Raw genomic sequence first — 14525 nt, 5'->3', positions numbered from 1 at the left:
CTAACGAGAAACAAAAAATCTGTCATCAGTAATAGATAAAATCTATTACCAACAACAGATATTGTAGAACCTTTTGAAATGCATTGCCGTTTTTGCTTAATAGCTGGAATTAGCCATTGATAGCAAGCCCTTACAATATCAAAACGACTAAGCTCACTTGTATCGATAAATAATTTGTCGACTAATGTTAGTGCCTCTTTTCAAATATCACTAGCTGTCTATTTTGATTACGGCTTTTATTCAAGGATAGATCAATGATATACTAGCTGTATAACATTGATGAGGGCCTAAACATAATGAAAATAATAATTGCAATTGCATTTTACATTTTACAACCGGCACTATGGATTGGGGTGATCCGTGCCTATTTGATACATAACAGGCGGGTTAAGCGGGAACGAAGTCTTTTTAGTTCTGCTATTTATGAAGACTTCTATGAAGGGCGGCATTTTGTTCGAAGCGGTCTTCTGTTTGGGATTCTGGCATCGATTGTGTTAGGCGGTTTTTTAAGCGTTTCGATCACTTGGGCCATGATGTATGAACTGATCAGTCTGGTTTGTCTGTTATTCATTCCTGGACAGATCCTTTCAATCACGATCGTATCCTTAGTTGGGTTACTCGTGACGTACGTCCCAACGATTTCTCAGTTGCAGCCCCTTGAAAACATGATGAGCCGTTTTGGATTCAGTATACGGCCGGTAAACTCCATTAATTTTCTGATTTTAACGGTTGTGGCTTTGTTATTGACAAGTGCCTTTATAGGGATGAACGCTGGTAAATTTGATTCGCCGACTATCGCTCGCAATAAGCGGAATACCAAAGTTGCCATATACAAATTCAACGAATTAACCATCTTTCCTTTCCTATTGTTAGTCCCTGGAGATTGGTTTACCAGTCGATTTTCATTCTTACCATTCTTCCAAATCAACGGTCATTCATATGCATTTTTGATTTTACCAATGTTGATTGGGTTAAAGTTAACCGTTAGAAAGAGCGTGCCGCGCGAATTCTTCGTTAAGTTAAGCAAGCGAATACTCGTTTTAAGTTTGGTGGGGATCCTTCTGACCATTGCTGGGATTTTTTACCAAGTGGTCATCGCACCCGCTGTTGCAATTTTGCTGCTAGGCTATTATCTTATAATTGGGATTGCAAAGCATCAGGATCATCAAGTTGACTTTGAATACAGCGAAGTGATGGATGGCATTCGGGTCATTGGCATCCAGCCAGGCACCCCTGCTGCAAAAATGGATCTTAAACTTGGTGATGTGATCTTGTCGGTTAACAATATCACAGTGAATAATGAGGATGAGTTTTATCGGGCCTTGTCCACGAATTCGACGTACTGCCGATTCAAAGTCCGGGACCGCAATGATCAGCTTAAAATTACAGAATCAGCAATCTTCAAGAATTCACCCCATGAAATTGGGGTCAAAACATATTCCCAGGTCGTAAAGTAGGAGGACTATCGTGAAAAAAGTTTTGGTGGTTGATGATGAGCCAGCAATCGTAACCTTGCTTGAATATAATTTGAAGCAGGCAAATTTTGAGGTTGAGAGCGCTACAAATGGTGTTGATGCCCTTTCGATGGCAGAACATGGGACTTTTGACATTGTCTTGCTTGACTTGATGCTGCCAGAAATGAGCGGCGAACAAGTGCTTAAGCAGTTACGAATGGACCGAAATGATACGCCTGTTATCTTATTAACAGCCAAGGATACCGAGTTTGACAAGGTATTTGGCCTTGAAATGGGAGCAGACGATTACATTCCCAAACCATTTAGTCCACGGGAAGTCATTGCCCGAATTAATGCCGTGCTCCGCCGATACGAGAAATCTGCTCCTGCTAATAATCAACCAGCCGGAAAACCAAGTGGGGATGTTGAAACCACTGGTCCATTTACAATTGATCATAAAAAATATCGGGTGAGTGTGAATGATAAGAATCTCAAATTAACGCCCAAAGAATTTGAATTGATGCAATATTTGGTCGGCCACGAGAATCAAGTTCTGAGTCGTGACCAACTGCTTCAAGGCGTCTGGGGCTTTGATTATAGTGGTCAGAGCCGGATGGTGGACATTCAGATTGCTCATTTGCGTGAAAAAATTGAGCCTGATCCCAAGTCCCCTAAATATTTGAAGACTGTTCGCGGTTTTGGATATGAGTTCTCAACTGGGGATGATGACGCTGAATAAGATTTTTCGCCAAATTTTAACGATTTTAATTTTGAGCATTGCCGTTTTGGTCATGCTCTTTTATGCTGCTTCGAAGAATGATCGTGATCTAGTGGTGTTCAGCCTGATTGTGATGGCTGTGATAGTCGGTGTTTTAGCCTCAGTTGCCACTCGGTACCATCAGCATGTTAAAATTTTACAGCAGCTTGAATCCATGACAACTAGCATTGTCAATCATCAACCTGCTGCGCCACTATTTGTTGAACCGAGTAATCCCTATAAAGGCTTGGCCGATCAATTAAATGAACTTCAATCCCGCCAGCAGGATGAGAGTAAAAGTATCGAGAACAGTAACACTGAGTTAATTACCATCCTATCCAGTCTGCCAGTGGGAATCATGGTGATTGATTCTACCCATGACGTGATTTTTTCGAATCATAAGATGGCGACCATGCTTGGAAAAAATGTGCTCACTCAAGTGCATCCATACACGCAGGACATCCGTAATTACGAGTTGTTGTCCTTGATTGACGACGTCTTTGAGAGCCACAAGTCTCGTCAAACTGAAGTTCGGAACGTGAGTGACACGTCCGTTACTTGGGATACCAGCATTTTGTATAACCAACTGGAAAATGACTTCCATGTCTTAGTCATTATTTACGACATTTCCGACCTCATCAACGTTAAACAGATGCAAATTGACTTTCTCCGAAATGCCAGTCACGAACTGAAGACCCCGATTACCGCAATTTCCGGATTTACCAAGACGTTACTCGATGGGGCAATGAATGACAAAAAGAGTCTGGTTGAATTTTTGAAAATTATTGATCAGCAAAGTGAACAACTGGCGTCATTGGTTCAGGATGTGCTGACCATTTCCCATATTCAAAATGGAAACAATTACGATTATAAAGTTCTCAATTTACAGGCATTTATTGATTCGGAATTAACCTCCTACAAATCGATGGCTGCTGGGCAACACGTCACCATTAAGAACAATGTTGACGATGGGGTCCGGGTAACTGCTGATTCAAACATGTTAACCCGGATCCTGCGCAATTTAGTCAGTAATGCGATTAAATACAATCGGCCAGGCGGGGAAATTAATATTGATTATTCGGCTAACGATAGTTTCTGGCAACTTCAAGTGGCTGATACTGGGATTGGAATTGCCCAAAAAGATATTTCCAGGTTGTTTGAACGCTTTTATCGCGCCGATGATTCCAGAACGAAACAGAAAGTGAGTGGAACCGGTCTGGGCCTTTCAATTGTGAAAGAGTTGGTAGATGCCGTCGGTGGGCGGATTGACGTCAAAAGTCAACGTGGGGTTGGCTCGACCTTTACGATTGAGCTTCCGATTGTCACTGAAGATGATGAGGCAACTAAATAATTTTACAAACTATTTACCGAGATTCAGCTTACTGAAGGCTGAATCTTTTTGTCTGCCTCGACAAACAACCGTTACCCCATGTTCCTTTTACACAATCTTTACATTCGACTGGTCAAATATTTACATTGATTTAATACAATGATATTTGGAGATCTTACCAGGAGGTATTGGAATGCGAAGACGAACGTTGGTAAAATGGATCATTGTGATTGTTGTGGTGATTGCGGGATTTGGCGCTTACGAAGCCAGAAGTAAAACGGCCACTAATCAGCAATCAATCACGGCAGTTGGTTCGACTGCTCTTCAACCCTTAGTTGAGGCCGCCAGTGAAGAATATTCTGCAGAACACGCGGGCATTTTTATTAATGTCCAAGGTGGTGGGTCTGGAACCGGCCTCAGTCAAATTGAATCCGGAGCAGTTCAGATGGGAAATTCAGATTTGTTCGCGCAAGAAAAAGAAGGTATCAACCCGAAAGGGCTAGTTGACCATAAGATTGCTGTCGTTGGGGTGACGCCGATTGTCAATGACAATGTGCATATAAAGAATCTAACCACTCATCAGCTTATCGCCATCTTTACTGGCAGGATTACCAACTGGTATCAATTGGGTGGCCCTCACATTCCGATTACCCTTATTAATCGCTCACAGGGAAGTGGCACCCGAGTCACTTTTGAAAAATATGGTCTTAAGGGTCATGAAAGCGCGGTTGCTCAGGAACAGGATTCTTCTGGGACCGTGCGCCAGATTGTTTCGTCAACCCCTGGTGCAATTAGTTATGTTTCATTTGGTTATGTGAACAAATCTGTTCAACCCGTCAGCATTGACGGCATTCGGCCAACTGAAAGTAACGTCATGCATAATCGATGGAAGATTTGGTCATACGAGCACATTTATACCCAGGGAGCACCAACGGGACTCACTAAAAAATTCTTACAGTATCTTAAAAATAATCATATCCAAACGACCTTGTTCAATAAGCTTGGCTACATCTCTGTTAAGGATATGCAGTACCAACGAACTTGGCAGGGTAAAGTTTCCAAGGGATCGGGGGAATGACAATGCAAGATCAAAAATTAGCTAAGCAGTTAATGAAAAAATCAAAAACCGCGCGCTATGAACGGTTCGGCCATTTGCTCAGTCTCTCGGCACTGCTTTTGATCATGGCTATTGTCCTTGGCATTATCATCTTCATTGCAACCAAAGGGCTGTCGATATTCTTTAGAGACAATATCAGCTTCAAAGACTTTTTTACCGGTGTTATCTGGAATCCGGGAACTAAAACGCCTAGTGGTCAACAAGCAGTTGGGGCGTTACCAATGATTGTGGGATCATTTCTCGTAACCATTTTGGCTGCAATTGTTTCAACTCCTTTTGCGATTGGAACCGCGGTTTACATGACTGAAATTTCACCCAAGCGTGGGGCTAAAATTCTTCAACCAGTAACTGAACTATTGGTCGGGATTCCCTCCGTTGTTTATGGATTCATCGGCCTATCCGTCGTTGTGCCGTTTGTCAGAAATACGTTTGGCGGCAGTGGTTTTGGGATCCTGTCCGGGACCTTCGTCCTGTTTGTGATGATCCTGCCAACAATTGTCTCCATGACAGTTGATTCATTAAAAGCAGTGCCCAAGTATTACCGACAGGCATCACTCGCCCTTGGAGCAACCAAGTGGCAAACAATTTGGAAAGTTGTTCTTCGAGCAGCCACCCCTGGCATCCTGACGGCGATTGTTTTTGGGATGGCCCGGGCGTTCGGTGAAGCTTTGGCCGTTCAAATGGTCATTGGAAATGCGGCCTTGATGCCACATAACTTGGTATCACCCGCTTCCACGTTAACTTCCGTGCTAACAGCTGGGATGGGTAATACCGTTATGGGATCCCTTCAAAATGATGCGTTGTGGTCCTTGGCGTTGGTACTGCTGATCATGTCGCTGCTGTTTAACCTGATGGTTCACTTTATCGGCCGGAGAGGAGCGTTTAAGAAATGAATCGAACTCAAAAACAAAGTCAGATTGCAATCTTACTATTGAGGTTAATTGCCGCTTTGGTGGTATTAATCCTCGCGTTCTTGATTGGGTATATCTTCATCACCGGCTTGCCAAATGTCAGTTGGAAATTTTTGACATCACCCGCCAAAGCATTTACAGCTGGTGGGGGAATTGGGGTTCAACTCTTTAACTCTATTTATCTATTAATCTTAGCGATGATCATTTCACTGCCAATTGCTCTGGGTGCTTCGATTTATCTAAGTGAATACGCCAAAGATAATTGGTTTACCTCAATGATTCGGACTGCAATTGAAATTCTCAGTTCGCTCCCATCTGTAGTAGTGGGGCTGTTCGGCTTCTTACTATTTGTCGTTCAATTCAATTATGGTTTCTCGATTATCTCGGGGGCCCTGACACTTACAATTTTCAACCTGCCACTACTTACTCGAAATATTGAGGAATCATTAGCGAGCGTTTCCGATGATCAACGACAAGGTGGCTTGGGGCTGGGATTATCCAAGTACGAAACAATTGTGCATATTGTTGTTCCTGCAGCGCTTCCTGGGATTATTAGTGGCGTGATTCTTTGTTCGGGACGGGTATTTGGTGAAGCGGCTGCTTTGATTTATACTGCCGGTCAAAGTGCTCCAGCTCTTAATTTCGGTGACTGGAATCCATTTAACATCGATAGTCCCTTAAGCCCATTAAGACCAGCCGAAACCTTAGCCGTTCACATTTGGAAGATTAATTCTGAGGGGATCATGCCGGATCTTACTCAGGTGTCATCTGGATCTGCGGCGGTATTGGTACTGGCAATTCTTATATTTAACTTATCAGCCAGATATATCGGCCGAAAGATATTCGAAAAGATGACATCCATGAATTAAGGCGGGAGATGAGCCAATGTTAAATACGAAAAACAAGTCCGACCGATTTATTTATCATTTCAATCCAGAAGAAACTGAGATTACAATGCAGACGAAAAATCTGGAGGTTTATTATGGCAAAAGCCTTGCCATGCACAACGCCGACATTCAGTTTCAGAAAAATACGATCACCGCACTGATTGGCCCGTCTGGTTCTGGGAAATCCACCTATTTGCGGTCGTTGAATCGAATGAACGATGACATTGCGACCGTTAAGGGACAAATCCTTTATCAGGGAGTCGACATTAACCAACCCAAGATTGACGTATACGAAGTCAGACGACGGATTGGGATGGTATTTCAACGGCCGAATCCGTTTGCCAAATCAATTTACGGCAACATTACCTTTGCACTAGAACGCCGTGGCGTTCATGATAAACGGGTTCTTGATGAAGTTGTTGAAAAGACGTTGAAGCAGGCGGCTGTTTGGGATCAGGTAAAAGATAACCTGCATAAAAGTGCGCAATCACTTTCAGGTGGGCAAGCCCAGCGAGTTTGTATTGCAAGGGCTTTGGCAGTTGAACCGGACGTTTTATTGTTGGATGAGCCGGCCAGCGCCCTTGACCCCGTTTCTACTCAACAACTTGAACAGACCTTGCGTGAGTTGAAAAAAGACTACACGATTATTATCGTCACCCATAACATGCAACAGGCTGCCCGGTTGAGCGATTACACGGTATTCTTTAATTTAGGTGAAGCAATTGAGTATAATAAAACTCGGAAAATCTTTACCAGACCTAAGATTGAATTGACCGACGATTATGTATCAGGAAACTTTGGATAGGAGGGGCCAGTAATGACAGAACCAATTCTTTCAGCGACTGATCTTGATTTGTTCTATGGAGACTTCCAAGCCCTCCATGGGATTAGCCTTGGCTTTGATGAACATAAGATTTCAGCGTTAATTGGGCCATCGGGTTGTGGAAAATCGACCTTTCTTCGCTGTCTCAACCGAATGAATGACATGATCGATGGGGTTAAAATTGACGGCAAAGTCACTTTTCACGATCAAGATATTTATTCTTCACAAGTTAATTTGGTAGAATTGAGAAAGTCGATTGGAATGGTGTTTCAACAACCCAACCCGTTTCCATTTTCGGTGTATGATAATATTACTTATGGCCTGCGGATCGCCGGTATTCGTGACAAGCAGAAGTTGGACGCCATTGTTGAACGAAGTCTCAAGCAGGCAGCTGTTTGGGACGAAGTTAAAGATAATTTATACGACAACGCCCTCTCGTTTTCTGGTGGGCAACAGCAGAGAATCTGTATCGCAAGAGTTTTGGCGGTATCACCTTCTGTTATTTTAATGGATGAGCCAACCAGTGCATTGGATCCAATTTCCAGTGCTAAAATTGAAAATACCCTTTTGGAACTAAAAAAGGATTATACTATTATTATTGTGACCCATAACCTGCAGCAGGCTTCCCGAATTTCGGACAAGACTGCGTTCTTCATGGAAGGTCGGGTCGTTGAATATGATGATACAACCAAAATGTTTGTGAATCCCGATGACAAGCAAACAGAAGATTACGTCAGCGGACGATTTGGATAGGAGAGACGCCCATGGGGAAAGTTTTTGACGAAGAGATTATTACTTTAAAAGCAGATTTTATGAAATTGGGGGCATTGGTGAGCCAGGCGGTTGCCAACGCTGGACAGTCATTTATTGATCACGATACCAAAGCTGCTGAAACGGTGGTTACCAATGACCATGAGATTAACCATCTCCAGATCCATATTGAAAAACGTTCCTTTGAAATGATTGCTTTGTATCAACCAGTGACCGGCGATTTAAGAGAAGTTGTCGGGATCTTAAAGGCAGTGACCGATTTGGAGCGGGCAGGTGACCATGCCCGAAATATTGCCAGATCAACGCTCGATATTAAGGGTGAGGAGCGAATTCCTGAGGTTGAATCGATTATTGCGACCATGACCAAAGAAGTCAGTCAGCAATACAACGAGTCGATAGATTCATATGGCGAGGCCGACGAAAAGAAGGCTAAGCAGACCGCTCAATTGTTCGATAAAAGGATTGATCAATTGTATAACGATATCGCTGCTCCCAGCTATCAAGCAATGGCCAAGCACCCTGATATTGTGAATTCGGCGATCATTTACTTAAATGTCGCTAAAGACCTTGGTCGAATCAGCGATTATAGTACAAACATTTGCGAGTGGACGGTTTATCTAGCAACTGGTAAAATTATTGAATTAAATTAAGAATGGTTGTTTTTTGCACTGCAGACTTGATTGCAGTGCCTTTTTTAGATAGTCTTAAGTTAGAATTATTTGACTGGAGGTAACCTTATGAAGACAGGTAAAAAATTAACTCGCTCATCGACAGACCGAGTCATTTCGGGTGTGCTCGGCGGAATTTCGGAATATTTTGGCTGGAACTCAAGCTTGGTTAGAATTTTATTTATTGTATTAGCTTTTACACCAGGCATCAACCTGCTGACAATCTTGTCGTACATTGTCATGATTGCGATTATCCCGAGCGATGGAACCGGCGACTCATTCATGAATCAGTTTCGGTCTGGTGTGTCGACTGATGGGACCTCCCGCAAATCACGAAAAGTAATCCATGATGTTGAAGAGAAAAATGTTGATGATCATCAGAAAAGAGGCTGACAGTGAGATTTTTAACAATGGTTTTGGTAGACACATTAGTGTTTGTCGCCTTGAGTGGTTTTTTCCCGGCTAATTTTTATGTTTCCAGTGTTGGGATAGCAGTCATCGCCGCGCTTGTCCTGGCAGTCTTAAATTGGGTGGTAAGGCCAATTATTACTATTTTATCACTTCCAATTAACTTTTTAACCCTTGGGCTGTTTTCCATTGTGATCAATGGTTTGATGCTGGAAATGACCTCGGCAATTGTTGGTGCCGGCTTTCGGTTTTCGTCATTTTGGATGGCAATGCTGGTGGCAATCCTGATGTCTGTGATCAGCACCATTATTGCCCAATATTTTCGCCGGCCTTAAAGACTAAATGGCGTCTACGTGCTAAAATTATAGTGATTATTAAGGAGTGATAAATTTGGCCGATAGTGTGAGCGTTGCCGATTTGGTTGAAAATGCCAGGCTGGATGTGTATTATGGCAAGGAATATTTGGATGAGCGAACGATCTCAACAAGTGATATTTCTCGACCAGGCTTGGAATTAACCGGATTTTTTAATTATTATCCTGCAAAACGAATTCAATTACTTGGAATTACTGAAATCTCCTACTCAAAAGGGATGACTCATGAAGCGCTGCTGGATGTCATGCAGCAGATGTGTCAACCGCAGACTCCGGCATTTGTTGTGTCGACTCAATTGGATCCACCTGAAGAATTACTAGAAGCTGCTAAGAAAGAGCATATTCCAGTCTTAGGTTCCAAATTAACGACTTCTCGGGTCTTGAGTAACATGACCAACTATTTGGAAGATAAGTTGGCAGAACGTAAGTCGATCCATGGCGTTCTCGTGGACGTTTACGGATTAGGAATCATGATCACTGGAGACAGCGGGATTGGTAAGAGTGAAACTGCCTTGGAGCTGGTGAAACGAGGACATCGTTTGATCGCAGATGACCGAGTTGAAGTGTACCAGCAAAATGAACAAACCTTGGTTGGAACTGCGCCGGCCATTCTGCGGCATTTGCTTGAAATTCGTGGGATTGGGATTATCGATGTCATGACCCTGTTTGGGACCGGTGCGGTTAGAAGTCAGACCAATGTTTCGTTGATCATTCACTTGGCGAATTACTCTAAGGAAGCAAAGTTTGATCGCTTAGGTAACGGAACCCAAAACGTTCATATTTTTGACGTTGATGTGCCCAAGATTACAATTCCGGTTCGAACTGGTCGGAACCTTGCAATCATTATTGAAGCGGCCGCAATGAACTTTAGAGCGCAAAGCATGGGGTACGATGCCACTGAAACCTTTGATCGCAATTTGAATAACTTGATCAAAGTCAACAGCAAGGCTGACGCCACGCATAAAAAAGAAGAAAAAAATCTTGCCGAAAAGAATAAAGGCCTGATTGGCGAAGATCCAAAAAAAAGCGACGATAGTGGGAGATAGATGTAGTGTTGAATTTTAAGGCTTTGGCTCTCAACCCAATTGCTTTTAATTTAGGGCCAATTGAAGTTCACTGGTATGGAATCATTATTGCCAGTGGTGTCATTTTAGCGGTTTACCTCGCCGTTACCGAGGGTAGGAAACGTGGTATCAATCCCGATGATATTTATGATATGATTTTATGGGCGCTGCCGGCAGCCTTGATTTGTGCCAGGTTATATTATGTCATCTTTCAGTGGCCGTATTACCAAGCCAATCCCGGTGAAATTATCAAGATTTGGGACGGTGGAATTGCCATTTATGGCTCGCTGATTGGGGCAATGATCGTGGTTATCTGGTTTTGTCGCAACCGCTTTATTCCAGTTTGGTTGATGCTTGATGTTGCCGCTCCAACCGTGATTCTGGCGCAATCAATTGGTCGCTGGGGCAATTTTATGAATCAAGAAGCGTTCGGAAAAGTGACCACCCTGCATTATTTGCAGGCATTACATCTACCAGATTTCATTATTACTCAAATGAATATTGGAGGTGCGTACCGTCAACCAACCTTTTTGTATGAATCAATTTGGAGCCTGCTAGGATTTTGCGTTTTGATGACATTGCGGCACAACCCTCACTTGTTCAAACAAGGAGAGGTATTTCTTACCTACGTGATGTGGTATTCGTTCGGTAGATTCTTCGTCGAAGGAATGCGGACAGATAGCTTGATGCTGTTTAATTTGCGGGTGTCACAAATTTTGTCAATTATTCTTTTCTTCGGGGCAATTGCCTTAATTGTTTATCGCCGGAGGAATCAGGTGAATCCCTGGTATTTAGAGGGGACAAACCTCAGAAGTAAAACAACGCCAATAAAGGAGAAAAATAATGTCTAAAAAAATTGCAGTACTCGGTGCCGGATCATGGGGCAGCGTGTTGGCCAACTTGCTGGATGAAAATGGCTCGGATGTCAAACTATGGTCATACAATCCTGATCAGGTCAAAGAATTCAACACAGATCACACAAATTCCAAGTATATTAAAGACTTCACCTTTTCTGATTCCATTATTGCTTACAACAATTTGGCAGAAGCAATTGACGGGGTTGATTACATACTGTTTGTTGTGCCAACTCAGGTCACCCGATCAGTAGCCAAACAGGTTGCCAAAATCTTGGCCGATCGGGATCAATACGTGAACATCATTCATGCGTCTAAGGGGATTGAAGAGAAAACTTATCTCCGGTTATCACAAGTCCTTTCACAAGAAATTGATCCTAAAAATCGGAAGTCAATTTCTGTCATTTCGGGACCGAGTCAGGCTGAAGATGTTGTGAGAAAAGACATCACCTTAGTGACCGTTGCCAGTGATAATCAAAAGGCGGCCAAAGATATTCAGGGATTGTTCATGAATAATTACTTCCGAATTTATACAAGTGATGACGTGATCGGGGTTGAAACCGGTGCTGCATTGAAGAACATTATTGCGCTGGGCGCTGGTGCCTTGTATGGCCTCGGTTATAAAGATAACGCCAAAGCGGCTCTGATGACCCGAGGCTTGGCAGAAATTTCTCGTCTTGGGACTTCATTTGGAGCCAACCCATTGACCTTCATTGGGCTATCCGGAGTTGGTGATATTATTGTGACGGCTACCAGTCGTAATTCACGAAATTGGCGGGCTGGTAATGAACTGGGTCAAGGTAAGTCCCTTGATGAAGTGGTTAAGAACATGGGCATGGTGATTGAAGGAATTGCCACAACCCGGGCTGCTTATGAACTATCTAAGCAACGGGGTGTTGACATGCCAATCACAAGTGCGATTTACCATGTGCTATACGATGGTGCTGACATCAAAGAAACCATTAATCAATTGATGACCCGTGAAGGGCGTTCAGAAATCGAATAATTTTTGATTGGTAAGAAAGGGAGACAGATAAAATGCAGAGAAAAGTAACCAAAGCAGTCATTCCGGCAGCAGGACTTGGAACCCGTTTTTTACCCGAAACCAAGGCACTACCAAAAGAAATGTTACCAATTGTGGACACCCCAACCATTCAATTTATCGTTGAGGAAGCCAAAAAATCAGGCATTAAAGATATTGTCATCGTGATTGGCAAAGGGAAACGGTCAATTGAAGACCATTTTGATTCCAACCCCGAATTGGAAATGAATTTGGAAGAACGCCATAAGAACCAAATTTTGGAGACTATTCGCAAGACTAACGATATGAATATTTACTTCATCCGCCAGTCTCATCCAAGAGGATTAGGGGATGCCATTTACACTGCCCGCAGCTTCATCAGCAATGAGCCGTTTGTGGTCATGCTGGGTGATGATGTGATGGAAGACAAAGTCCCATTGACAAAGCAACTTATGAACAGTTTCCAGGAGACTGGCGCTTCTACTTTGGCGGTTAAGCGGGTTGCCCATAAAGATATTTCAAAATATGGCGTGATTGATCCGTCTGAAGAAGTTCGCCCAGGATTATTTAACGTTAAGAAATTCGTTGAAAAACCCTCTCCAGAAAAGGCTCCAAGTGACTTGGCCATTATTGGCCGGTACTTGTTGACTCCTGAAATTTTTGGGATTTTGGAACACGCTAAACCAGATGACTCTGGTGAAATCCAACTGACCTCAGCAATTGATGAATTGAACCAGACACAGCGGGTTTTTGCTCATGAATTTATGGGTAGCCGCTTTGATACGGGTAACAAATTAAGTTGGCTCAAAACCAACATTATCTTTGGCCTTAGGCATCCGGAAATTGCGGATGGCTTGCGAGCTTATCTCAAAGATCTTGGTAAACAACTTGCTGACGAAGATAAGCCAAGTAAGAGCTAATTGCTGGACAGACTTACTAATTCATAGTAACTTTAACTTCGTGAGTATCAATGTTTCAACAAAGGAGGATTTAAATGGCAAAACAATATGATGTCGTTATTATCGGCGCCGGCCCCGGTGGGATGACGGCTGCCCTCTACGCATCCCGGGCCAATCTATCCGTTGCGATGATTGATCGTGGAATTTACGGTGGCCAAATGAACAATACTGCTTCAATCGAAAACTATCCCGGCTTTAAATCAATCATGGGACCTGACCTTGCTCAAAATATGTATGACAGTTCGATCAATTTTGGAGCTGAATATGTTTATGGTGCTGTGCAGTCAATTGAAGACCATGGTGACACCAAGGTCATTAAAACTGAGAGCGATGAATTGGAAGCTAAAGTTGTGATTATTGCAACTGGCTCTGAGTACAAGAAACTCGGTATTCCTGGCGAAAAAGAATATGGCGGCAAGGGTGTTTCGTACTGTGCTGTATGTGATGGTGCCTTCTTTAAGAATAAGCACGTTGTGGTTGTAGGTGGTGGCGATTCTGCAATCGAAGAAGCTTCCTATCTTGCAGGGATTGTTGATCATGTCACTGTGATCCATCGCCGTGATCAATTGCGCGCTCAGCAAGTGATTCAGGATCGGGCATTTGCCAACGACAAAATTGATTTTGTTTGGAATACTAACGTGACTGAGGTCGTTGGTGATGATACAAAAGTCACTGCTGTCAAGGTTCATAACAATCAGACTGATGAAGATTCTACCATTGAAACGTCAGGAGTGTTTATCTACGTTGGCTTACTGCCAATGACTGAACCCTTCAAGAGTTTGAAGATTACCGACGCCGATGGCTGGATTAAAACTGATGACCAAATGGAGACTTCAATCCCTGGTGTCTATGCGATTGGAGATGTTCGTGAAAAAGAACTTCGCCAAATTGCAACTGCTGTCGGTGAGGGCGGGATTGCCGGCCAACAAGCCTTTAAGTATATTGAGGCTCATCGTTCAAGCAATAAAGCTCAAGTTTAATTTTATCAAACCAAATCATTCGCTTTTAATAGCGGTTGATGTAATATGAATAGTGAGAATAAAGAGGTTGGATTGAGGTGTACCCCAAAAGTTAAAGTAAATATTTGCTTGTCTTTCCTAGGCGGCACGGAGTCGATAGCTTATCGGC

The 14525-nt window shown here is 43.0% G+C and carries 16 protein-coding genes; all 16 read left to right on the top strand.

All coding sequences use genetic code 11. The features are described from left to right. The first annotated feature begins 296 nt into the window (after positions 1–296). The 16 genes from QUF07_RS10915 (at position 297) to trxB (ending at position 14377) form a co-directional block, all read left to right on the top strand. Complete coding sequence (locus tag QUF07_RS10915; RefSeq protein WP_217163476.1) at positions 297–1457, top strand: PDZ domain-containing protein; 1161 nt, start codon at positions 297–299, stop codon at positions 1455–1457. A 10-nt stretch (positions 1458–1467) separates the two neighbouring features. Then, the gene (locus QUF07_RS10910) at positions 1468–2193 is read left to right on the top strand and encodes a response regulator transcription factor (RefSeq protein WP_289427429.1); all 726 of its coding nucleotides are present in this window, start codon (positions 1468–1470) and stop codon (positions 2191–2193) included. Then, positions 2159–3562, top strand: coding sequence for a sensor histidine kinase (locus tag QUF07_RS10905; RefSeq protein ID WP_249778448.1), 1404 nt, complete (start codon positions 2159–2161; stop codon positions 3560–3562). The genes QUF07_RS10910 and QUF07_RS10905 overlap by 35 nt, the downstream gene beginning before the upstream one ends. 172 nt (positions 3563–3734) lie before the next feature. Continuing rightward, on the top strand, positions 3735–4619 hold the full coding sequence (locus tag QUF07_RS10900; RefSeq protein WP_217341984.1) for a phosphate ABC transporter substrate-binding protein PstS family protein: 885 nt from the start codon (positions 3735–3737) through the stop codon (positions 4617–4619). A 2-nt stretch (positions 4620–4621) separates the two neighbouring features. Further along, positions 4622–5551 carry a phosphate ABC transporter permease subunit PstC gene (gene pstC, locus QUF07_RS10895; protein WP_289427428.1) on the top strand — a complete coding sequence of 310 codons (930 nt, stop codon included), beginning with the start codon at positions 4622–4624 and terminating at the stop codon, positions 5549–5551. Beyond that, positions 5548–6438 carry a phosphate ABC transporter permease PstA gene (gene pstA, locus QUF07_RS10890; protein WP_217341985.1) on the top strand — a complete coding sequence of 297 codons (891 nt, stop codon included), beginning with the start codon at positions 5548–5550 and terminating at the stop codon, positions 6436–6438. Before pstC ends, pstA begins: the two co-directional genes overlap by 4 nt. Positions 6439–6454: 16 nt before the next feature. Continuing rightward, positions 6455–7261, top strand: coding sequence for a phosphate ABC transporter ATP-binding protein PstB (gene pstB / locus QUF07_RS10885; protein WP_054746752.1), 807 nt, complete (start codon positions 6455–6457; stop codon positions 7259–7261). Positions 7262–7273: 12 nt separating this feature from the next. Next, on the top strand, positions 7274–8032 hold the full coding sequence (pstB, locus tag QUF07_RS10880; RefSeq protein ID WP_289427427.1) for a phosphate ABC transporter ATP-binding protein PstB: 759 nt from the start codon (positions 7274–7276) through the stop codon (positions 8030–8032). A gap of 11 nt (positions 8033–8043) precedes the next feature. After that, entirely contained in the window at positions 8044–8700 is a 657-nt protein-coding gene (phoU, locus tag QUF07_RS10875) for a phosphate signaling complex protein PhoU (RefSeq protein ID WP_217163465.1), read from the top strand. An 87-nt stretch (positions 8701–8787) separates the two neighbouring features. After that, positions 8788–9111: a PspC domain-containing protein gene (locus QUF07_RS10870; protein WP_217163463.1), complete on the top strand. Its 324-nt coding sequence runs from the start codon at positions 8788–8790 to the stop codon at positions 9109–9111. Positions 9112–9113: 2 nt separating this feature from the next. Further along, positions 9114–9461 carry a phage holin family protein gene (locus QUF07_RS10865; protein ID WP_217163461.1) on the top strand — a complete coding sequence of 116 codons (348 nt, stop codon included), beginning with the start codon at positions 9114–9116 and terminating at the stop codon, positions 9459–9461. A gap of 55 nt (positions 9462–9516) precedes the next feature. Continuing rightward, a complete protein-coding gene (hprK, locus tag QUF07_RS10860; protein WP_217163459.1) occupies positions 9517–10545 on the top strand; it encodes an HPr(Ser) kinase/phosphatase in 1029 nt (342 codons plus the stop codon). 8 nt (positions 10546–10553) lie between these two features. After that, positions 10554–11414, top strand: a complete 861-nt coding sequence (gene lgt / locus QUF07_RS10855) for a prolipoprotein diacylglyceryl transferase (RefSeq protein ID WP_218043472.1) — start codon at positions 10554–10556, stop codon at positions 11412–11414. Beyond that, positions 11407–12423, top strand: a complete 1017-nt coding sequence (locus tag QUF07_RS10850; protein WP_217163457.1) for an NAD(P)H-dependent glycerol-3-phosphate dehydrogenase — start codon at positions 11407–11409, stop codon at positions 12421–12423. Before lgt ends, QUF07_RS10850 begins: the two co-directional genes overlap by 8 nt. Before the next feature lie 32 nt (positions 12424–12455). Continuing rightward, positions 12456–13358 (top strand): UTP--glucose-1-phosphate uridylyltransferase GalU, encoded by a 903-nt coding sequence (galU, locus tag QUF07_RS10845; RefSeq protein WP_056981109.1) that lies wholly within the window; start codon positions 12456–12458, stop codon positions 13356–13358. A 74-nt stretch (positions 13359–13432) separates the two neighbouring features. Then, positions 13433–14377: a thioredoxin-disulfide reductase gene (trxB, locus tag QUF07_RS10840; protein ID WP_217163455.1), complete on the top strand. Its 945-nt coding sequence runs from the start codon at positions 13433–13435 to the stop codon at positions 14375–14377. The last annotated feature ends 148 nt before the right edge of the window (positions 14378–14525 follow it).

Origin of the sequence: Lentilactobacillus sp. TOM.63 (assembly GCF_030361045.1) — a bacterium.
GTDB lineage: Bacteria > Bacillota > Bacilli > Lactobacillales > Lactobacillaceae > Lentilactobacillus > Lentilactobacillus dabitei.
The sequence above is the reverse complement of the archived record's forward strand: the minus strand, read 5'-3'. Positions and strand labels throughout refer to the sequence as shown.